Source organism: Aliivibrio sp. EL58, assembly GCF_900312675.1.
GTDB lineage: Bacteria > Pseudomonadota > Gammaproteobacteria > Enterobacterales > Vibrionaceae > Aliivibrio.
Genome location: NZ_OMPC01000001.1, coordinates 247,396 through 270,445, shown reverse-complemented (window position 1 = coordinate 270,445; position 23,050 = coordinate 247,396). Strand labels below are relative to the sequence as shown.

Annotated in this window: 15 protein-coding genes and 1 pseudogene; 11 read left to right on the top strand and 5 right to left on the bottom strand. The window is 35.7% G+C overall.

Annotation, left to right across the window (positions count from 1 at the left end; all coding sequences use genetic code 11):
* Positions 1 to 97: 97 nt before the first annotated feature.
* From ED622_RS01160 to dsrO, 3 genes are read right to left on the bottom strand one after another with little or no spacing between them, the layout of a single operon-like run.
* Complete coding sequence (locus ED622_RS01160) at positions 98 to 3,199, bottom strand: tetrathionate reductase subunit A (protein WP_122032148.1); 3,102 nt, start codon at positions 3,197 to 3,199, stop codon at positions 98 to 100.
* 9 nt (positions 3,200 to 3,208) lie between these two features.
* Positions 3,209 to 4,309 (bottom strand): NrfD/PsrC family molybdoenzyme membrane anchor subunit, encoded by a 1,101-nt coding sequence (gene nrfD / locus ED622_RS01155; RefSeq protein WP_122032147.1) that lies wholly within the window; start codon positions 4,307 to 4,309, stop codon positions 3,209 to 3,211.
* Positions 4,306 to 5,082 carry a sulfate reduction electron transfer complex DsrMKJOP subunit DsrO gene (gene dsrO, locus ED622_RS01150; RefSeq protein WP_122032146.1) on the bottom strand — a complete coding sequence of 259 codons (777 nt, stop codon included), beginning with the start codon at positions 5,080 to 5,082 and terminating at the stop codon, positions 4,306 to 4,308. Before dsrO ends, nrfD begins: the two co-directional genes overlap by 4 nt.
* Positions 5,083 to 5,268: 186 nt before the next feature.
* On the opposite strand from dsrO, the pseudogene ED622_RS20135 reads away from it, so the two are divergent.
* Positions 5,269 to 6,096: pseudogene (locus ED622_RS20135) on the top strand (phosphate/phosphite/phosphonate ABC transporter substrate-binding protein); the annotation flags it as partial.
* Positions 6,097 to 6,149: 53 nt separating this feature from the next.
* Here ED622_RS20135 and ED622_RS20130 read toward each other — a convergent pair.
* Positions 6,150 to 6,224 carry a hypothetical protein gene (locus tag ED622_RS20130; RefSeq protein ID WP_371413421.1) on the bottom strand — a complete coding sequence of 25 codons (75 nt, stop codon included), beginning with the start codon at positions 6,222 to 6,224 and terminating at the stop codon, positions 6,150 to 6,152.
* Here ED622_RS20130 and ED622_RS20125 point away from each other — a divergent pair.
* The 4 genes from ED622_RS20125 to ED622_RS01130 all read left to right on the top strand — a co-directional run bounded on the left by ED622_RS20125 (position 6,223) and on the right by ED622_RS01130 (position 10,980).
* On the top strand, positions 6,223 to 7,095 hold the full coding sequence (locus tag ED622_RS20125) for a sensor histidine kinase (RefSeq protein WP_371413420.1): 873 nt from the start codon (positions 6,223 to 6,225) through the stop codon (positions 7,093 to 7,095). The genes ED622_RS20130 and ED622_RS20125 overlap by 2 nt on opposite strands.
* Positions 7,096 to 7,124: 29 nt before the next feature.
* Positions 7,125 to 7,733, top strand: a complete 609-nt coding sequence (locus ED622_RS01140; protein ID WP_122032144.1) for a response regulator transcription factor — start codon at positions 7,125 to 7,127, stop codon at positions 7,731 to 7,733.
* 119 nt (positions 7,734 to 7,852) lie between these two features.
* On the top strand, positions 7,853 to 9,016 hold the full coding sequence (locus tag ED622_RS01135) for an extracellular solute-binding protein (RefSeq protein WP_122032143.1): 1,164 nt from the start codon (positions 7,853 to 7,855) through the stop codon (positions 9,014 to 9,016).
* The gene (locus ED622_RS01130; protein WP_122032142.1) at positions 9,013 to 10,980 is read left to right on the top strand and encodes a GGDEF domain-containing protein; all 1,968 of its coding nucleotides are present in this window, start codon (positions 9,013 to 9,015) and stop codon (positions 10,978 to 10,980) included. Before ED622_RS01135 ends, ED622_RS01130 begins: the two co-directional genes overlap by 4 nt.
* A gap of 105 nt (positions 10,981 to 11,085) precedes the next feature.
* Here the strand turns inward: ED622_RS01130 and ED622_RS01125 are convergent, their stop codons facing one another.
* The gene (locus tag ED622_RS01125; protein WP_122032141.1) at positions 11,086 to 11,976 is read right to left on the bottom strand and encodes a LysR family transcriptional regulator; all 891 of its coding nucleotides are present in this window, start codon (positions 11,974 to 11,976) and stop codon (positions 11,086 to 11,088) included.
* A 206-nt stretch (positions 11,977 to 12,182) separates the two neighbouring features.
* On the opposite strand from ED622_RS01125, the gene ED622_RS01120 reads away from it, so the two are divergent.
* The 6 genes from ED622_RS01120 to ED622_RS01095 all read left to right on the top strand — a co-directional run bounded on the left by ED622_RS01120 (position 12,183) and on the right by ED622_RS01095 (position 23,033).
* Entirely contained in the window at positions 12,183 to 12,635 is a 453-nt protein-coding gene (locus ED622_RS01120) for a DoxX family protein (RefSeq protein WP_122032140.1), read from the top strand.
* A gap of 37 nt (positions 12,636 to 12,672) precedes the next feature.
* On the top strand, positions 12,673 to 13,365 hold the full coding sequence (locus ED622_RS01115; RefSeq protein ID WP_122032139.1) for a pirin-like bicupin family protein: 693 nt from the start codon (positions 12,673 to 12,675) through the stop codon (positions 13,363 to 13,365).
* A gap of 211 nt (positions 13,366 to 13,576) precedes the next feature.
* The gene (locus ED622_RS01110; RefSeq protein ID WP_162922413.1) at positions 13,577 to 17,353 is read left to right on the top strand and encodes a DUF6701 domain-containing protein; all 3,777 of its coding nucleotides are present in this window, start codon (positions 13,577 to 13,579) and stop codon (positions 17,351 to 17,353) included.
* 199 nt (positions 17,354 to 17,552) lie between these two features.
* Entirely contained in the window at positions 17,553 to 21,239 is a 3,687-nt protein-coding gene (locus ED622_RS01105; protein ID WP_122032137.1) for a transporter substrate-binding domain-containing protein, read from the top strand.
* A complete protein-coding gene (locus ED622_RS01100) occupies positions 21,232 to 22,419 on the top strand; it encodes an EAL domain-containing protein (protein ID WP_122032136.1) in 1,188 nt (395 codons plus the stop codon). The genes ED622_RS01105 and ED622_RS01100 overlap by 8 nt, the downstream gene beginning before the upstream one ends.
* Positions 22,419 to 23,033: a response regulator transcription factor gene (locus ED622_RS01095; RefSeq protein ID WP_122032135.1), complete on the top strand. Its 615-nt coding sequence runs from the start codon at positions 22,419 to 22,421 to the stop codon at positions 23,031 to 23,033. The genes ED622_RS01100 and ED622_RS01095 overlap by 1 nt, the downstream gene beginning before the upstream one ends.
* Positions 23,034 to 23,050: the final 17 nt, after the last annotated feature.

Below are 23,050 nucleotides of genomic sequence, written 5' to 3'. Positions count from 1 at the left end.
ATTGTGGTTTTCCACATTTATACATAATAATTATTTATTAAGATTAGCTGCTAATCCGGAGAGTACCAGCTAATCAATATGGATAATCAGTAGTTATTTATCCTATCTGGATTTTTGCAGGCAGCGCTTGTCTTGCCGCCGCACCTACTACCCAATCCAGTAATACGCCTTTACCTTTACGAGTTGGGTCAATCAATCCAATGTCATTAATATTCACGCCATCGTTTGATTTCATTTTAACGGGTTGCTGAATATCGCCAATCCAGTGGGCGCGTTCGCTAAGCTCTTTATGACCAAAACCGTGTTCAAAACCAAGCGTACCGATTTGGATACCATCTACCAGCATAGCTAACGCTTTGGTTGAGCTACTTGGTGTGGTGATAGTAAATACATCGCCTGTTGTTATTCCCATTTTTTGGGCATCTGTTGGATGAATATAAACAGGGTTTACGCCTTTAATTGAATTCAAACGAGGTGATAAATTAGACACCGCACTGTGAATGTTTGATTTAAAGTTGGTTAGTGTAAATGGCCACTCTGTCTTTGGGTATTTATCCGCTAGCGGCGTACCATCAGCCAGTTTTTGTGGATACCAAGTTGGACAGCCAATATATTGCTCTCCTGTCATGGTATTGCGAGATGTACCCACTTTTTCATTCCAAATGGAGAGCGGTTTTTTCCATTTATGCTTCATCTCATCGTTTTTGTAGGCTTCTGTTGCATCTTCAAATCGGCCGCCACGAGCAAAAATATAAGCGACTTTACCAAACTCTTCTTGCGTTAATACTCGCTGCATCTCAGGGACTAGACGCTCTAATCCTGAAAGAACAATGTCTTCAGCCGTGGCTGTTGGTGCGCCATTCGCCGCATTCGCCGCATACGCTAAGTTTGCGGCTGAGCGTAAATAGAAGTCTTCAGCTGAGTGAATTGCATGCCAATTTCCTTGAGTATCAGGCATTGCATTGTCACCAAAACCGCCAAGGTCCATTGATTTTGCAATATCAATAAAGAAATTTTCTAGATTGATAGAGCGACCGTCGGCTGTTTTTTCTGTTAATGGTTCAACAATCGGCCAACGTGCTGTCACCGCTTTGGTTGGTACGCCATGCCACGGTGTTGCCATTCCCCAGCTTTCATAAGTCACAGTATCTGGTACTAAATAATCAGACAGAGCGGTGGTTTCGTTAATAAAGGCATCAACAGAGACGATTAATCCGAGTTGTTTAGGATCTTTCAGTTTCTCACCCAATAAATTGTCGAGTCCTGGAACCCCATAAAGAGGGTTCGCCATGTGGTTAATCCATGCTTTTGCTCGGTACGGATAACCATCAATCGCTGCCGATAAATGTTCGGTTAATAATGGTGCTGATATAGGGTACCAAGGTGAGCGTGTTGGATATGGCGATTGTCCAGCCGCTATTTTACGCTTGTATTCGCTTGTTTTTTCATAAGGGAATTTACTGCGAGATAAAAATACGCCTTTTGGTTTTACTTTGCCTTTGAATTTAGCAAAATTATAACGAGGACCCGCTGCAGAGGTTGGATACCCGCCCGCTTTTGCCATCGTTCCACCTTTTAGGTTGATATTACCGATAAGGGCGTTAAGCATTAAAATAGAGAATGAATTATAGAAACCATTACTGTGCATGTTACCACCATGGGTATCTACCACCGCTTTGGTACCATGACTGGTAAATTTAGTCGCGAGAGCAATAATATCCTTTTGTGAAATACCACACTGTTCACTGTAGAAAGCCAAGTCATATTTAAAGGCTTCTTCTTTTAGACGTTGCAGAGAAGATTTGACAGTTATCGTGCCATTAATTGTCTCTAATCGTTGACTAACAAATAAGGTCGCAGGTTTATTTTGCGTATTAACTGACGGTTCATTACTTTGTGCATCAATAATGACATAAGGATCACTGTCTGACAGTGCTTTACCTTCAAAAGGGAGGCCCATTTCAGATGCGCGTAAGAATGCGCCGTTTCTAGGATGGTTTTCATCACTAATAACAAGGTGAGTAGCATTACACCAATGGGCAGTGCCGGCATGTTTCATTGCAGCCGCACTTGGTTGCGCTAAGAAGGTTTTATTATAACGCTCATTAGTGATGATCCATTGGATCATACCAAGCACTAAAGCAGAATCCGTCCCTGAGTTAATTGGCATCCAACGGTTATTATCACCTGCGGCTAGGCTTGATGAACCAGCAGGCAAACTTGGTGTGATAATGGTGTACTCAAAATTTCCACGAGTACGAGCGGCTGCTAATTGGCGAGCTTGGCGTTTAAATGGATTACCGGCTTGAGCAGGAGACATGCCAATAAATATCGCAAATTCAGTGTGTTCTAAATCTGGTTTAACATGAGCGAATTTATTGAGATCACTCATTAAGGCACCAGATCCTGCGCGGAACGCGTAACCACAATATGAGCCATGATGACCAAAGTTACGTGTGCCATAGCTGTTAAAAGCAAAGCGTTTTAGAATATCATCACGACCTTCGTTACCTGCATTGGTGACTAATAGTTGGTTCGATTTTGGTCCATATTCAGGGTTGTTTGGATCTAATGGCGTTTTAATATCACGGATCTCACGTAAGCCTTCAACATGACCTTCACCAAACAGATCGCCGCCTTCAACCACTTCTTTTAGGAGTTGCTCGTAGCTGATAGGAACCCATTTTCCTTCGCCACGTTTACCCACACGTTTTAATGGTTGAGTAATACGATACGGGCTATTACGGATCTCCATCATGCCGTTACCACGAGCACAAGCGGTTGAACGTCCGGCTAATCCTGCTTCACCTGCCATGCCAATATAAGCGTCTTTTACTGACGTATTGAATGGGATTTGTTGTTCATGAGACAAAGGGTGATAAGGATTACCAGAGATACGTAAAATGTTATCGTTTTCGTTATCAATACGAACACGTAAGCCACACAGTGTCCAACAACCAAAGCACATAGAGGGTGCTACGCGCTGCTTTGGATTTGCAATCAATTTGCCATTTTCTGTCACCGTGTATTCTGGCTCTAGTGAATTACCATGATGGATATGATTGGTTTTTTTACCTGCGGTTCCATCAATGACACCGTGCGCCATGTGTGTGCCTGTGGTTGCATATCCTGCTGCAAAAGCACCTACACCACCAACAGCAAGGCCTGATTTTAAAAACTGACGACGTTTGTTATCCATAATTAAATCCTACTTTGTTGTGTGTTTTGTGGTTGAAAGAGAGGTTTTTTGCGTATTCACGATTTCGGATGCAGCTAACGCGAGTGCCATCCATAAACCAAACATTCCTAAGATGCCAAGTAAACCTGCGCCTCCCATTGGTAGTTCGTATGGGTATGCACCAACATCAAATTTTGGGATGGTTTGTACATCCATCATGGTTACCCAACGTAAATAGAAACTCGCAAACAGGGTGGTGGCAGTGATAATGATGAAGCTTGCGCGGTTAAGGTTTTTTAAGGTTTGAGCGACAACAAAACAAGCAATAAAACCAAGAGATAAGAGGCCTAATCGAGTGATCCATGCTTGGTTTTCATATAAAGAAAAAGTCGGATTATTTGAAGTCCATAACGGTACTAAAATAAGAGAAAGTACAGAGCTTAATACCAAGGTGCGCTTGATAAGAGAGGCGTCTCCCTCACTCATTGAAGTCTTGTCTGTATGGCTTGAGGGAAATAAAAACAGCAATAAAGTACTAAAGCCAATCGCCCCCAGAAAAGCGGTCACAAACCAAAGAATAGGGGAGGCGGCTTGATTCCATAACGGGCGACTCTCAATGATGGCAATTTCAGCGCCAGTATAAAGAGCAATACTTAGTCCTGATAAGGTAGTGATGGCTGCGACAATGATCATTTGTGTATGAGTAATTTTCCAATCGCCCAAGGTCAATAAACCCACGAGTTTTGCGATGGGATTGGTGCTGTTTCTTAGCTCTGCAATATCATCGCGCAAATACAGCCATGCCGTAGCTACCGCTAATGCAGAGAACAGAGGTAAGAAGAGTGAACCAAGAGACATCCAAGACCAAGGAGTTAGATGAAAGAAGAAATGCCATGCACGTCCCGGTTGATGTAGATCGCCAGTTAATGCTAATGGGCCAACAATAGCACCAATAGCCACAGTTAAAACCAGAGCTGAACGCATCTTATGGCTAGTATGTTGTTGAAATATCAAGCTCAGTAAAAAGAGAATAGCCGCGGCGTAAGAAGAGCCTATGTATAAGAAATATTGTACTGCCCACGGTAGCCATGCGGTCGCTTGTGGTTGAATTAAGACTTCTGTGATGTTCATGCGTTTTCTCCTTTTGGATCATAAATCGCCGTTTTTCCTTCAATGTGAGAGGTAAAACGCGCATCCATCCCGATGTAGAAGACGTGTGGCTGTGTTTTTTCTTCTGGTTTGAGTACTTTAATGTCCGCTTGGTTTTCTGCCATTAAACGTAAGATTTCACTGCTTGGATCATTTAAGTCACCAATCACACGAGCACCACCAACGCAGGTTTCAACACATGCTGGAAGTAGGCCTTTTTCTAAACGATGCGCACAGAAAGTACATTTATCAGCGGTTAAGGTTTCTTCGTTAATAAAACGGGCATCATAAGGGCAAGCTTGAACACAGTAAGCACAAGCTACGCAACGCTCGTTATCCACCATGACAATGCCATCTTCACGTTGAAAGGTCGCTTGAACAGGACATACTTTGACACAAGGAGGATTATCACAGTGATTACACAAACGAGGTAACATGAATGATTTCACATTCTGAACGTCAGTATTGCCATTATCTAATGTCACTTCGTATTGTTTAACGGTAGTTCTGAACTGGCCAATTGGCGCTTGATTTTCGATAGAGCATCCGACAGTACAGGCTTGGCAACCCACACATTTACGTAAATCAACCACCATGGCGTAGCGTTTACCCACCATGCCTTTTCTATCCGGTTGGTTATTATTTCGGATGATGCTAGTGGCTGATAAGGTACCAGCTCCTGCGACAGGAATAATGGCAGCGCCTGCGGTGAGTGTGCCAAGACGATTGAGAAATCGACGTTTGGTATTGTCCATAAAACCTCTTTTTGTGATGGTTTACTGCGTATGTCAAAATATGAACAAATTATTAATAATTGAGTCTGTTGTGCCTACTGTGGTTTTCCACATAGCGTAAGCTCACTTGATCTAAAACAAGAAAAAACTTGGGAAATAAACAGATATTGATATCCTAGTTAAGTCAGTAATGGATCTGAGAGTGTAATGAGCAAAGAACAGAGAATGGAATGGCACAAGCAAGGTCGATATTTTGTTATATTTATAGGGATAGTTTGTGCATTGCTCTCCAACACGGCTGTTGCTCAAACTCAGAACGTGGATGTAGGTGTATTAGCTACACGAGGTGCGTTAGAAGCGAATCATCGTTGGCAACCGACAATGGATTGGCTATCTCTTAATATTCCTGATACGGCTTTTGTCCTACATCCATTTACTCTTTCTGAGATGGAACAGGCGGTAGAGAATAAAACCGTCGATTTTGTGATCACTAACCCTGGGCAAGCAGTACGACTTGGGCGTCAGTTTTCTTTATCTTGGCTTGCGACGTTAAACAGCGCGAATGGTAATGATCAATCAGGTACCACTCATGCCATTGGTTCAGCTTTTGTAGTTCTAAAAGACTCTTCATATCAAGCTATTGACTCTTTAAGTGGTTATCCTTTAGCTGCGGTCAATGAAAATGCTTTTGGTGGTTATCTCACGATGCGGTATGAGATAAATAAACTGGGTTTAAGTCAATCTCATTATTTTTCTAATATTCAGTTTTTAGGTTTTCCTTTGGATGTACTGCTTTATCAATTACGAGATAAACACATAGAAGGAGCGATAGTACCCGTGTGTTTACTAGAAAGAATGAGCCAAGAAGGCTTACTTAATAAAGATAATTTTCGAGTCATTAATAACGTCGCCCCCCAAGAATTTCCATGTGCCACTTCAACACCGCTTTACCCAAATTGGTCGTTTGCAAAAACAGGTAGAGCGAATAAAGGCTTAGCGAAACCAATTACCAGAGCATTATTGTCATTACCAAGTGATCATCCAGCGGCTATTGCAGCAAACTCATTAGGCTGGACACCTGCAGTAAGTCAGCTGTCGGTGGATAAATTGTACCAAGGTTTAGATATGCATCCACTGCAAAAACCGTGGTGGCAAGAGGCGATGTCGTGGCTAAAGCGAAATCAACAATGGGGATGGATGCTATTTATTCTGGTGATTGTACTCAATGGTTATCACTTTTTATTGGAATATCGTTTTAGTCGAAGTAAGCGAGAATTAGAGAATACACTTAACTCGTTAAAAGAAAAAAACGCCATGTTAGAGCATGCACAGAGAGTGGCCATTGTCGGGGAATTAGGCAGCAGTTTAGCGCATGAAATAAACCAACCTTTAGCCGCGATCCGCAATTACAGCCAAGGCGGATTATTGCGAATAAAAAAAGGAAAAGGGGCACAAGAATTAGTCCCAATCTTTGAGAAAATAGAACAGCAAGTGATACGCGCAGATAGTATTATTCAACGCTTAAGAGCCTTGATAAATAAACGTACTATTGCTAAATCAAATTGTGATATTAAAGACATTATTTCAGATACGTTATTGCTGCTTGATTATGATTTTAAAAAGAAAGAGATTCAAATAATACAAGATAATGAACAGGAGACTTACTCATATTGGGGTGATGCTGTCGGCTTACAACAAGTATTATTAAATGTGTTAAATAATGCGGCAGATGCCTGTTTACAGCGGGAAGAACAAGAGGGTACTTTAGCTCATAAGATCTGGATAGAGACAACCATGAGTGAGCAGAATATTAAGATAGTCATTCGAGATAATGGCATTGGATTAGTTGATAATAATCAACCGTTATCAAAGGCCTTTGTCACAACTAAAGAGAATGGATTAGGGTTAGGCCTAGCAATCTGTCGTGATGTGATTGAAGACCATAATGGAACTTTTTTATTACAATCTGCTCAGCCACAAGGCTGCCAAGTCACAGTAACCTTGCCAATAACAGGTCATAATAGTGCGCATTAATTGCCAGTGAAGTTAAAAGGGAGTAAATCATGTCAAAAATAAATGTGCCAGTCTATGTGGTTGATGACGATGAATCAGTGCGAGATTCATTAGCGTTTATGCTAGAGGGCCATGACTTTAACGTGACTACCTTTGAGGATGGAAAGGCGTTTATTGATGAAGTGGATCTATTACTACCCGGCTGTGTGGTCCTTGATAGCCGAATGCCGATATTGAGAGGCCAAGAGGTTCAACTACGATTAAACCAACAACAGAGCCCATTGTCGATTATCTTCTTAACTGGTCATGGTGATGTCCCTATGGCCGTTGATGCGTTGAAGTTAGGTGCGGTTGATTTCTTTCAAAAGCCAGTGGATGGCGAAAAATTGGCTTTGGCTATTCATAAAGCGATAACGCATTCTTTAACCATGTATGAGTATCAAGCAAATAAAAGACAGTTTGATGCGCTAACAGAAAGAGAAATGGAGATTTTAAAACTCATCGTGAAAGGTCAGCGTAATCAACAGATTGCTGATAAATTATGCGTCGCAGTACGAACTATAGAAGTGCATCGTTCAAGTTTGATGAAAAAATGCCAAGCCAAAACCGTGGCAGATTTAGTGATGAGTTTTGCAAATATAACTAAGAGTATTTTATAAGATATAAAGTCATTTACTAATAGTAAGGGTTAATATTTGCTTTGTCTGATATAATGCCTTACTTCTTATTTACGGTGTAAATGTCCCATAGCTAATCCTTTCAGAAGTCTTTAATTACCATGCCTAAATACCTTATTCTAATCAGTCTCTTATTTTCATTTTCTTCACAAGCCGGAATGTTGGAGTTTTGGAGTGCATTTGGCGATAACGTCGATCAGAAACTCGCAAAGGAATTCGAAGCGAGAACGGGTAATAAACTGATGGTTCGCAAGTTTTCTATTGATGAAATGAAAGCGGAATTATTATTGGCATCTAGATCGAAAAATTACATGCCAGATGTAGCATGGGTACCTTCTGATTTTTTAGGTTTGCACAAGTTTATCGGAATTACTCCTATTCCTAAAGCATGGATAAAACAAGAACAATTAGAATCAGCAGCAAAACAGAGTGCGATGGTTGGCGATCGTTATATGGGATTACCTCTGTTTCTTGGTAATCACCTCATGCTTTTTTATGATAAGACTAAGACAGCGACACCTGTTACACAGTGGGAGCAACTGCAAGCGTTATCTCAAAATGAACCGAATAAGATGCACATTAGTTACAGTGTGAAGGATATGTATTTTTTCTCAGTTTTTTTCAGTCTGTTTCGTCCAAATGTACCTTTAGACCAACTTCACTTTGATGATCCTAAATCTTTAGAAACACTAGCATTTTATTATAATACTGCAAAAAAAAATAAACTCAGTACGCAATGTAATAGTTTATGTAGCCGCCAATTATTTATTGATGGTAAATCATCTTACCTTATAGATGGTGACTGGGCTGTTAGTCACTTAATTGAAGAGTTTGGTTCTGATTTAGGAATCGCCTCATTACCGAGTTACCAAGGCATACCAATGAAATCCTTGTCTGGTGGTAAAGTTCTGACAATGACGAAAACGAGCTTCCAAGATCCTGAAAAAAGAGCAATGATCAAACAACTGATGGAATTAGCACAGGATAAAGAGTTTTTGACTCGTTTGATTAATGAACATCAATACATATCAGCTTCTACAGAAGTAAATCAAGCTGCAATATTACCCAATAAAAAAGTAATGAATGCGGTGTATCAGCAATATCTACAATCTCAACCTATGCCTACAAGTTTACGAGTTTCTTTTGTATGGGAAGCATTAGCCAGAGGGGCCTCTCGTCATTCAGATGGTATGCCAGAGAAAGAAACAATGGTATATATTGAGAACTTAATTGATCGATTTTCGGCTAAAGTGGAAGATTTATGATTACTCGTCCTTATTTTAGTTTACGTAAATCTTTTACCTATACATTGCTAATTGCATCATTAGCTCCGTTAATTTTTATTAGTCAATTTGTGACCAGTAGTATTGGTGAAACATTATTTAATCAAAAAGAACAACAAATTCAAAATGCAGTATCAACGATTTCTCAAGAAATAGTCGTGGAGTTTGATCGCATCCAGCAAAGCCTAAATTGGCTATCTCGCGATAGATTCAATATTCAGGCATTGGATAATATCTTGTATACAAGCGTTGTCATGCACAATCTCACTCGGTTTAGTGAATTGTCGCACTTGATTAACAGCGTTTATATTTTGAATGACAAATGGGAACCATTATATGATCTTAATGGCCGCCCTTATCACTTTGAAAATAGCCAATTATTAAACGAAATCAGTGCAGATAAATCGATTTATGAGCAGGGGTTAACTAAAACGCATTTCTATACAGAACCAAATTTAATCAAAGGGATCCCCTCGTCAAAGGGCATTGCTTTAATTACACCAATGTTAGCTTATAACTTAGAAGGTGCTGGCCGTTATCGTGCATCTGGTTACGTAGTTGTTCTAATATCGTTTGATACCATAGAGCAGAGCTTCCAACATTTTTTACTAAAAGATGAGAGTTTTGATTTGAACCCTCATTTAGATACTGGTAGTGAGCTAAAAACAGAGATGACAGAGAGTGGGGCTCTTGAGCGGATTTTTGTCTTAAATAACTCGTCATTCTCATCGCCTTTAGCCCTTGATATTACTTATCAATTCTCAGATATAGAGCGTCTTAAAGAGATGAAATCCTCTCTTTTGGCTTTATTTACTGTCATTGGGTGGACATTTATAACGGTTCTTTTAATCGCAATGGGGATCACTCGTTGGATCTCTAGAGAGTTTATCGATATAGAAGACACTATAGTTAGTTATGCATCCAACAAAGAAGTAAAGGGTAAGAAATTTCAATTCTCTGAATTTGATCGAATGGCACTGGTTTTAAATAAAATGAGCATTACAATCAGAACTCAATTGAGTGAACTTAAAAACAAAAATGATGAGTTAAATGATTCTAAAAAAGTCATTGAACGAAGCAATAAAAAACTCTCCAATTTTAATCAAGAGCTTGAGGTTCAAGTAACAAAACAAACCGCTCAACTTAGTGATGCTTTAACTAGAGAAGAATTACACAAGAACAATTTAGCAGCAGTGATAGAGTTTGGTTCAATATATAAAACATTGAGTTATCGTGATTTACCTCAAAAAGTAGAAGCTCAATTACAGCATCTGTTTTCTGACACTCAGTGGCAGTTACGATTTAAACCTTTAGGAAGCCATAAGGGGCTTCAAATACTATCTAGCAAGGATAAATTTTTAGCTAGCTTGAGGTTTGAATCTAGCCCTCAATTAGAAGCAAATCAATTAGTATTTGAGTTATTTGTTAAACAGCTTTCCTCGTGGTTAGAGTTAGTTGATATCGCAAGAAGTGATGCATTGGTGCAATGTGGTAATCGGAAGGCTTTCGATGAAGATCTTGCACATTATCAAAAACGCTATCGAGATTCAGAAGCCACTTGGAATTTTGGATTATTTATTTTAGATGTTAATGGTTTAAAAGCAATTAACGACCAATATGGCCATGATTTAGGAGATGAACTCATCCGAGTTAGCAGTTCTCACATTTCTGGGTTGTTGAGCGAAAATGAGTCTTTCTATCGAATTGGTGGTGATGAGTTTGCTCTTTTAACTAAGGGAATGACTAGAAAAGAATGCGCATCCTTGGCTGAACAATTACAAGTAAGCCAAGAAAGCTTAAAATTCTTTGATAAAGAAGGAAAAGTGTATGATGGGCATTACTCTATTGGTTGGGCGTGCTCTGATAATACTGATTTGTTTAAAATGTTCACTATTGCTGATGAGTCTATGTATCAAGATAAGAGAGAATATTACTTACATTTATAATGGAATAGCACATTTTAATTAATGTGCTATTTTTATTATCTAATTAATTTTGTACATCTCTTTATCAATAATGAATACTTTCCACATTAGTTATAAAGTAAGTAATTACAACCACACTTTACTGATTAATTCATTAGTTAACCATTCGCACGCTTTACCATCGTTATCTTTATGCCATGCAATAAATAAAGGTGGATTAACTCTTGGTACTGTGCATTTTTTCTCTATCAGAAGACCTTCGTTTAGTTGTTGTTTAATTAAATGACGAGGTAAAAAACCAACCCCAAGGCCCATTGTCTGAGCTTCAATTTTAGCCTGCATGGTTTTAAAGCTAATTTGTTGTTTGCTTTTAAATAGGCCGGTATCTCTAGTGGGCAGCAATAAAGAAGAATCAGATACAATTAAAGAAGGATAAAGCAACAAATCATTGGCTTCAATAGGTCGTTCTATGAGGGCCAAAGGATGGTACTGGCTTACTGCAAATAGAAAATCGACTCGACCAATCTCTTTTATTTGATATTCGCCTTTTGGTAAGTGATCTGAAACGCCAATGGCAATATCGGTCCGATTACTATGCAGAGCATCCCAACCTCCACCGAGTGATTCTTCAGAAATAGTAACATTGGTATCATGTTCTAATTTATTGAACTCAAAAATAGACTCTAGCAAAGGAGTTAGCGGGATAATGGTATCTCTTGAGATGGTAATGTTTCTTTCCCACCCAGAATCAAGCTGCTTTACTGCTGATTCTAATTTATCGGTAGCGATTAGAATTTCTCGTCCTTGCTCTAGAATCAACTTGCCAACAGAGGTTAGTTGGGCTTTCTGTTTTGAGCGATCAAACAAAACCACACTAAGGTCATCTTCGAGCTTTTTAATGGTATAAGTGAGTGCTGAAGGGACTTTAAATAAGGATTTAGCTGCGGCTGCAAAACTGCCTTTTCTATCTATGGCATCTAATGCTCTTAGTGCATCAAGTGTGATGGGTGATTGCATAAGGTCCCTCATTCTAAAGGTATTGAGTCGAAATATGACAGAATTGAATTAATACTAGACCGCTTACCTTATCATGCCAATTTTTATATTCAAAAAATTTGAATGATAAGCTCAAATACTTCCAATTTTCTTTATGAGCCGATTATCTATACTGATTAGCAACGACAGAGGGATCTCCTCTTAGACTTAATTGGTAAGGAAATAAAATGAAACAGAAAATTGAGCAACTATTAGCTTCAAATGCAGGATTTAGCACATTAGCGCTTCGTATTCCTGTGGGCATTATCTTTATGGCACATGGTGCTCAAAAACTGTTTGCGTGGTTTGGTGGCTATGGTTTATCTGGCACGGGGCAGTTCTTTGAATCGATTGGATTAGCACCGGGTGTTGCAATGGCATTTTTAGCAGGCAGTGCTGAGTTTTTTGGTGGCCTATTTATTATTCTTGGTTTACTGACTCGACCATCGGCCTTGGTATTGGCATTTACTATGTTGATTGCGATTGTAAGCGTTCACTTACCTAATGGATTGTTTATGTCCAATGGCGGCTATGAGTTTGGTTTAGCACTATTGGCAGCGAGTGTTTCTTTGATGTTATCTGGTGGCGGTAAAGTAGCGGTGGATAACTGGTTAGCAGCTCGATTTTCTGTGCAAAAGTAATGTTTAGTAAACTTGAGTGATAATTAAGGAGAAGATGATGTTTGAATTAAGAAAAGCGAATGAGCGTGGTAGTGCAAATTTTGGTTGGTTGAATGCAAAGCATACCTTCTCCTTTGGGCACTACTATGATGTGAATCACATGGGGTTTGGCCCATTACGAGTGATTAATGAAGACCGAATTAAACCTGAAGGTGGCTTTGCAACTCATGGTCATGAAAATATGGAAATCTTAACCGTTGTGTTGTCAGGCGCAATTGCCCATAAAGACAGTATGGGACAAAGTGAGAAGCTTGTACCTGGTGAATATCAGCTGATGTCTGCAGGAGCAGGGGTTCAACACAGTGAGTTTAATCCCTCTTCAAATGAAGAATTGCATTTATTGCAAATCTGGATACAACCGAATGTATTTAATGGTGAGCCGAGCTATCAACAGAAACCTTTCCCTCAAGAACAAGGCTTTGTAGATATAGCAACGCCAACAGCGAGTGGAGGCTCATTTTTAATTAAGCAAAATGCGGTGATAAAACAACTTATTTTAGAACCCAATACTCAGCAATCACTTTCTATTGAATTAGATAAAAAGGTCTTTGTACAAAGCATTAATTATGGGTTGTCAGTTGGTGAGATAGAACTAAGCTCTGGTGATGGGCTTAAAATAACTCAGGAACCAGAATTACTATTTAGCAATAACAGTTCAAAGCAGGTTAAAGCTATCGTTTTTATTATGTGACTGCCCTTATTATGCATCTAAGTAAAGGTAGTTTCTTATAAATAATCGGCATATAAATGGTGCTAGTAAATTATAATACTAAGTGCCATTTATTTAGTTCTTGAAAAAATAAAATAAGAATTACCCCCTTCATTATTCAGATTTTCCCTACATTATATTATTGAAATTGACATTATTATTTCTTTTTAATCTGGTTTAAGAAGAGTAATTTGTGATTCGATTAGTTATTGTTTTTTTCTTTATATTTATAAGCTTTAATGCACTAAGCATGGAGTTTGGTCGATTTAATGTATTAGAAACTACAAATAAAAGCTGTATTGATTCATTATGTAGAATAAATTTTAAAGAAGAATATACAGAGAATCCTAGGGTATTCTTAATGGACTCGGTTGTATTTAAAAATGAAAATGATATGCCATCTAGTTTGCGTATTATTAATATTACAACCAAATATGTCGAATTCATTCAAAAAATAGCACCAAATAGTAAACAATCAAATAATTATAAATATGAACCTACTATTATGACGCATATCGATTATTTGATCGGAGGAGATGGTGTCTATGACCTTGGTAATAACCAACAATTAATTATCGGTGCTGTCAATTCAAAAAAATACCAAAGTAAAATAGCCCACTCATCAAGTGCTAATGTAACTAGAGGGAAATGGGAGACGATTTACTATTCTCATTTTAGTGCTGAAAAATTTACTGCAAAGCCTGGAATTATTCATCAAGTTCAATCGATAAATAATAAAGATGATTTTTGGCTAACATCTACAGTTAGCAATGTAAGTGCTCAGTCGTTTAGGTTGTCGTTAGAGCGCTCTGAGATTGGTGGAAGTATAAATCAAAATATAAGACCATATCCTGAGTTGAATGAAACTATTGCATTTGTAGCTGCTGCTGGTGAAGGGGTTGTTAACGGACTTAAGTTTGTAATGAAAAGCATGGTCACGCGAAATTCACAAAATGGCCAACCACCAGTATCAACAGGTTGTGAAGTATATGCTAATTACGATACTTTTCCTTCCAGCCCAATTGTATTAGCAAATAAGAACACACGTAGTGGTGTTGATGGAGGGTGGTTAAGACGTTGTCGCTTAGAAGCTAATCGTGCTAGTTTCATGATAGATGAAGATTTTGATAATGATTCAGAGCGAGGGCATACCGCTGAAACTATTGGTATTTTAGCTATAGAGCCTAGAGTTGATATTGATATTTGTACTATCGCAGGGAATGCAGCTCAAAGTTGGGATACAGCTTCGACAATTTCATTCAAAGGATCAAGTCAAATTCAAAATACGGTAGAAAGCCATAAAATTGGCTATAATTCGATTTCTGGAAATAGTTCATGCGACGGTTCTAGTTGTGTATTCGATCCTACTTTACTTGTAAAAAAATATAATTTCTCTCAGTTTGATAACTCATCTTACAATGATCTGGTTTTTAATTCATGGAATGACCATATAGCAGAGCCTGGTTATTACAATAAAGCAAATATACAAACTAAAAAGGTGATATTTAAAGAAGGTGTGTATTGGTTTAATGATATAACTCTTGGAGGTAATACTGAGTTTGCTACGACAGGACCAGTCATTATAAATACGAATTATTTTGAATTAGCAGGCAGTGCTAGTTTCAATGTGAATGGAATTCCTGCGGATGTATTAATTATTGCCCATGGGGATAACGGTGAAATAAAAATTAAGGGGAATTCAAAGATTGTCGGATTTTTATTATCTGAAGGTAAGATTGAAGTTCTTAATAGTGTCAAAGTTACAGGTGGCATTACATCTTTACATGCAGAGTTAGAAGGAAACAGTCGAGTTGTTGGTGATTCTTCGGGTTGCAAAATTCCAATTAATAAACATCTAGTCATATCCCCAAATACCAATATAACAAATGCAGGTGATGCAATGGAGATTACTTTTTCTATAGTTGATGAAGAAGGAGTAATAGATACCAATTTTTTAGGAAATCTTAATATATCAACAGATAAAGAGAGTGATCCTGCAGTTTGTTGGAAATCATCTCAGACTGCCAATTGTGAGAAACAAGTTAATTCAGTTCCTATTATTGGAGGGAAAACAAAACTTTATCTGTATAGCAGTCAAGAAAATGAAGTAAACATTAATGTACATATAAATGAAGACCCGCAATTGCAATCTACTGGTGGACCTTATGTATTCAATAGTAAAGGGGGATTCATATTTACTCCTTCACCACTTTACATCATCGCTGGTAAACCAACTACAGTGGAAGTTTCAGTTATAGATCCAAACTCAGGGAATGTAGTCACTGATTATCATGGAGATAAGGAACTGATGATTAGCCAAGTTACTTACGTCATTCCTAGTACTGGCACGGACAATCCTTATTTACTTAACCAAACAATTAAATTCAATCAAGGCATAGGAACACTAACACTGGTTTATCCCGATGCAGGAGCTATTGCCATAGATATTGAGGATATAGAAGAAGAAATAGTAGGGGTATTATCAATTCAGTCACGTCCTCATACTTTCGCTATTTGTGATGTTACTTCATCAAATGGAAATACAAATATAGATGGAACAACTACAGAAGGAAACGTATTTTCTGAAGCAGGAGAGCATTTTTCTGTTCGCTTGAAACCAATAATCTGGACATTAGATAGTAGTTTAGATCATTCAGGTGATGGGAAACCCGATATTAGTAGTAAAAATTTATGTGCGATTAAAACTACGCCAAATTACTATTCAAATAGCAATAATAAAGCTTCTGTTTCTCTTTCTATCCCCCAATATTCCGCAACACCTAAATTAGGGGATGGAGGCCAATTAAATCATAATGATATTTACTCAAACTCTATTGAATCGGAATTCAAGACTGCAGAAGAAGCGATGAATGGGATTGTCATTTCAGCATTATCTTGGACTGAGGTAGGTAGTCTGTGGCTACAGGTCGATGGAGTAGAAAATGAATGGATAGGAGGGAGTATTATACAAGGTATTACAGAAGTAGGTCGTTTTGTGCCTGCTCATTTCTATATTTTAGAAAGTAATATTACTAATGCTATGGATGATATATTTACCTATATGGGACAAGAGTTTCAAGCTGAATTTACAATTCAGGTACGCAATAGATATAACCAAGTTACAACTAATTACGATGATTTTAAACAAGATTTCATGCAGTCAATTGATATTCTAGCTGTAGAGCAAGGGACAAAAAAAGACTTATCTTCAAGAATTGATTATTCTATGCTACCCAATAAGTGGCAAAGTTCTTGGTTAAATGGGGAGCTAACTATTGATCATACTAACATGGTATTTAATCGAAGTTATATTGATACAGAAAGTAGTACACCAGATGGACCATACCTTATTGATTTATATTTATTAGTACCTTTGTCTGATTGTGGAATAACAGGGTGTTTTTCATTTTTATTTAATGAGAACATTTTTGGAGATGACATTTCATTTGGGCAAAGTTTGAATGGCTTTATTGATTCTCGGTATGGTCGATTAAAGTTAAAAGATGTTGGAGGTGCTGTTAATTCTGAGTTGATAGTACCTACAATTGCTGAATATTGGGATATAAATGGAAAGTTTAGCAAGAATATTGACGATAATAAATCTACATTCGATGGGGATAATTATTGCAGGAATGCTATTTATTCAAAGAGAGATATTAAGGAAACTGAAGCCTCGTTAGAAGGTAATATTGAATTAAACAATGGTAGTGGGAATGCATTAATAGCAAAACAAAATCAAACTAAATCTTATAAAGAACAGGTTCGTTTATGGTTACGTTTAGGAGGAGGGATTCCTGATGGTGATGATAATAAATGTTTAGGAATGGAACCAGTATTTATTCATAGCCACCCTTGGTTAAAGTATAACTGGCGTGGTTTTGGTGATGAGGACCCATCTGCAGTGGTTACTTTTGGTATATACAGAGGCAATGACCGAATATTATTTAGAGGTGAACCAAATATGATGTGAATAGCTTCTATTTGTTTTAGTCATTCCCTAGTAGATAGATTATGTAGGATAACATTTATTGAGTTGTAGGTCTTGGCCTACAAGCTTTATATTTTTTTAATTAAATCAAAAGTTTATGTTTGTTTTGTTTTCGTGGTGAGTTTGACAATAATCAAGTTAGCTTTACTCTAGTACTTTACTTACTCCTTGGTGGTTTTAAATGTATAGAGTGTTAGCTTTTTTTATGATGTTATTTTTATCTATGGCAGTTTCTGCCGTTGAAATTAAACTTACAGCAATTGAAAAAGATTTCATAAAAAAACACAAAACACTCTCTGTTGCAGTTTTAACAGAAAGCTGGTCACCATACATAGTGAAATCATCTACTAATGAGTATAACGGTATTCATGTTGATTATATTAAAAAAATATCAAAGATTGCTGGTTTTAATGTTAGATTTAATGCATTTCAAACAGTTAAGGAATTATTAGAAAGCGTAAAATCTGGTGAGTCAGATATAGCTATTGGTTTTAGTTCTACGCGAGAACGTAGCCAATCATTTATTTTTTCAGTACCATTTTTTACCGGTAGTGTCGCAGTGTGGTATAGGAAAGACAGAGCTGCTTATTTTCCTATAGAGAGCTTATCGTGGTCTTGTGTTAGAGGTACAATTTATTGTGATCGATTAAAGGAAAAAGGTGTCGTTAATATCTATAAAAAAGATAATTTTTATGATGCAATTGACTTAGTTAACAGTGGTAAAGCAGATGCTATTATTGCTAATTATGTAACTATAGCTGAATATTTGAATGATGAAAATATAATTAATGGTACAACTCAATTACCAGGGTGGCTTGAGCCCGAAAGTACTGGAGTAATATCCTCGAAAAGCAATAGAATCCTTATCGATATTATTAATAAAATTGTGTTTTCTAAGAGAGGAAGCTCATCTCAAGGTTCAATTAAATCAGATAATATTTACCATCAAAGTGATTTATTAAACCTTGAATACAGAAATATTAAGAGTGAAGAACAGACGATTAGATATAGTTTGAAAGAAGATTCATATCCTCTTTTTTATAGGAATGATGACGGAAAAATAACAGGATACTTATATGACTATATTAAGCTAATACAAGCTAGAACTGGTTTGAAATTTAAATATATTCCGACTATAGGTGAAACTGCGTGGGATAGTTTATCTAAAGGAAACATAGACCTTATTCCACTGGCATATCCCGGTTACATTAATGTCGATAATGTTACGTTAAGTAACCCATACATGAAAATAGTTTATCGCTCTGTTGAGAAAAAGAACAATTTAAATAAAGCTAAAAAATCAGGATTTTTAGTTGATACTAATAGCGATAAAGTTAGTTTAATTAACTCAGGTTTTAAGCATGAAGCGGTTACATCTAATGATATTAAATTATTATTAGATGATTTAGAAAATGATTTAATAGATAAGATATATTTACCTAATGATTTGATTCAAGGTTTGATAGCTAAAGACTTTACTGATAAGTTTGTTATTGGTAAAAGTAAAGATAAATTAATTGATATCTCATTTGCAGTTTCTAATGAGAATAAGTTACTTTCTAACGTTATAAATGCAGTGTTGAATACTGTGGATAATGAAGAGTTAAAAAAATTAAAAAGAGGATATCGCCAATTTAATGTTATATATGGATATGAAAAAAGCAGAGTATACAAGGTTATTATATTATTAAGTTTAGCAGTTCTTCTTTCTTGCTTAGTGATTAACTTTTGGCTTAAAAATTTAAAATTACAAGTTAAGTTAAAAGAGAAAGATGTAAAGCAATCAGAATCGGATAAGAAATGGTTACAAAGTATAATTAATGAATTACCAAGTATAATATTCATTAAAGATAGTGATGATAATATAATATTAAGTAATTGTGTTGAGTTTAAATATTATAAGTGCGTAAATTGTGTCCTATTTGCAGATAAAAATACAGATGATAATAAAAAAATAATAAATGGAGATACAGTTTCTGATGATTTTTTTGTGAAAGGATGTAATCTTTCCTATGAGCAAGTAAAGCGAGTAAGAAAAAAAGTCATAGCACCAAATACTCAAAATGAATTTATGCTAATCGTTATCAATGATATTACGGAACAAAAAAAACAAGAAGCAGCTTTGATAGCAGCAAACGATGCTGCTCAAAATGCAATAGTTTCAAGAGAGCGATTTCTAGCAAGTATGAGTCATGAGTTAAGAACTCCTATAGCTGGGGTTACTGGCTTATTAGAACTGCTATCAACAAGGGTTAATGGAACTGAGAAACAAGGATTAGTTGATAATATTTCTTCTTCCATGCGCCATTTGCATATGCTCGTAAATGATATTTTAGATTTTTCTAAATTAGAAGCAAAACAGCTTAGCTTAGAATTGAGAGAGTGTAATTATTTAAAAGAGCTTGGGAGTGTATTTCGTTTGCATAATGCTGCAGCGTTAGAAAAAAAACTGAGTTTATATATTAATATAACACCTAGCAATGTAGAGATGATAAAAATAGATTCTTTAAGGCTAAGTCAGATAGTAAATAATTTATTGTCTAATGCTATTAAATTTACAGAAAGAGGTCATGTTGAAATTTTAGTCTATTTTATTGAAAATAAACTAAACATTCGAATTTGTGATACAGGTGTAGGAATGAATAGCTCTCAACTGGGAGGGGTATTTAAGCCTTTTACTCAAGCTGATAATAGCATTGCTAGAAAATATGGAGGAACTGGTCTTGGTTTAAACATTGTTAATGAATTAGTTAAGTTAATGGATGGAGAGCTTAATATAAATAGTGTAGTAGGTGTAGGAACATCAGTAGATTTATCAATACCTATAGAGATTAGCAGCTATTACACGCAATCTTTAAAAGGTTTAAATATAGACTGCACTCTTAATGATAAAAACATTAACGAATGGTTACGCTTATGGTTTGGTTATGATTTTCCTAATGAGTTAATATCTAACAAATCTGTAAAAATTACAGATAATAAAAATGAAATCAATAATGGTTTAGATATTATTTATTTGGGGGGGGGGAATTTAGAAAATGATAACTTAGATAATAGGATTGTCTCAATAAATAATAAACCTTTATTTATTGATGAACTATATTCTTCTATATTAAATATTAATCTTGAACAAGATGATCATTTATTAGAAATTTCACCTCATTTAGAGGGATGTGTTTTAATTGCGGAAGATAATAAAATAAATCAAAAGTTATTAGTGAAACAATTAGAAGAATTTGGTGTTATGTCAGTTGTTACTAATAATGGAAAAGAAGCCTTCGATAAGCTACTAGAAGAATCAGAGAGGTACGATGCTTTGATCACGGATTGCCATATGCCTATAATTGACGGTTTTACGTTAGCTGAAAAAGTCAGAGAAGAAATCCCCAATTTTTCTAAAAAAGCGATTATAGGATGTACTGCAGAAGATCTTAGAGTATCTAGATTAAATGGGAAAACATCAGGCTTTGATGATATGTTATTTAAACCCTATGGGCTTAAAGAATTATACTCGATATTAAGCAATAGATTAAAAAAAAACACTGATACTATAGATAAACAATTTTACTTAAATAAATTTATAGAGTTACATTCCAGTGGTCTTTTTGAAATTTTCATTGAAACAATGCGAGAAGATTATTATTTGTTAACTTCATCATTATCTCATGATGATTTTAATAGTGCTCTACACCGGATAAAGGGTGGCGCTGGAAGTATTGAACTTCAACCTTTAGTTATTTTGATAAATGATATATCAAATTATAGTTTTGGAACTGATAAATATAAAGAGTGTTTAAATAAAGTAATTGCAAATATGAATCACGTTATAAATGAAGCATCTGAGTGGTATGAGTTAAATTATGACTAGTTTAAATATTCTTATTGTTGATGATCATAGATTACAAGCTCAAGTTTTAAAAAATAAACTTATAAATATTGGAGGAGCAAATATTACGTGTGTATATTCAGGGAGAGAGGCGGTATCTAAAGTTAAAAGTGATTCCTTTGATGTTATATTTTGCGATCTTAATATGCCTGAAATGGATGGGGTACAATTATTATCATCTATAAAAGATTGTGGGTATAATCGCTCTATTGTAATATTAAGTGCTCTAGAAAAAGATATTATTTCAACAGTTGGAGACATATGTAAAAAGTTAGACTTTTCTTTCATAGAAACGATGGAGAAACCTGCAAGTGTTTCTAAATTATTTCAAGTAATTGATAGAATAGAAAAATCAAATGTAATTGATGCGTCGGTCGTTAAATTTAATAATAAGTTACCTCTTAGTATAACAACAGATGATGTATTACTTGGGCTTAGTCAAGGAGAGTTTAAAAACTACTATCAACCACAAATTGACTTTAAGTCAGGTAAAACTGTATCTGTTGAAGTGTTAGCAAGGTGGCTGCACCCTATTTATGGAATATTAACACCGAATGTTTTTTTGCCTATTATAGAGTCTGAAGGCTTAATTGATGAGTTATTTGAAGTTATTTTAATGAATACACTTAGAGATTATTCAAAAAAAATGCTTAGCTATCCATCATCAATCAATGTAACTCAAGATTCGTTAAATAGAGATAATTTTTCAGACCAATTCTTTGATTTATGTAATGAATATAAAGTTGATCCTACGCTTTTTACATTTGAACTTACAGAAAAGGAAGTTTTTAGCGATTCTATTAATTTATTAGAAAACTTATCGAGATTAAGAATAAATAAAGTTGGCCTGTCAATTGATGACTTTGGTACTGGGTATTCATCGTTAATTAAACTATCTAAACTACCGTTTACTGAAATTAAAGTAGATAGAAGCTTTATTTCTAATTGTATAAATAGTACATCAGAGAAACTTATTGTTGATTTTTCATGTGCTTTAGCTAAAGAAATGGGTTTAATTATTGTTGCTGAAGGCGTTGAAGATAAAGACACATTAGAATATTTGAAAAAATCAGGATTTAATCTTTGTCAAGGATATTACACAGGTAAACCTATGCCTATAGAAGTATTTATCATATTTATTGAAATTGAAGGAATGAAATAATGGTACTAAATAAAAAAATAAATGTCTTAATATTAGATGATCATCCTTTAGTATGTGCAGCAATAAAAAATTTGATAACACCTATAGATTATATTGATACAGTCTTAACCATATCAGATGTTAGAAAAGCATTTAAAATTATAAAATCATTAAATATAGATTTACTTATTTTGGATATTAATTTAGGTGATAATGATGGGTTTGATTTTTATCGGAGAATTAAGGCCCATGGATATAATGGTAAGATACTTTTTATATCTGCAAATGATAACCAATTATATTCAGACACAGCATTCAAGTTAGGAGCTGATGGCTATATTTGTAAATCGGAAGATATGGATTTAATTAAAGAGTCTTTAGATGGAATAATGAAAGGATATACGTTCTTTAAGTTTAAGTCTAGTGATGATGGTTGTAATAAAAAAGTAGCATTATCTAATAGAGAAACAGTTGTGTTTAATTATTTAATAAAAGGAAAAACAAACACAGAAATAGCTGAAATATTATCACTAAGCACAAAAACGGTAAGTACATATAAAAGACGAATTTTTGATAAATATCAAATAGATAACATAGTTGATTTGATTAAGTTAGACAATTGGCGATTGTACTAATAATTGAAATTTAAATA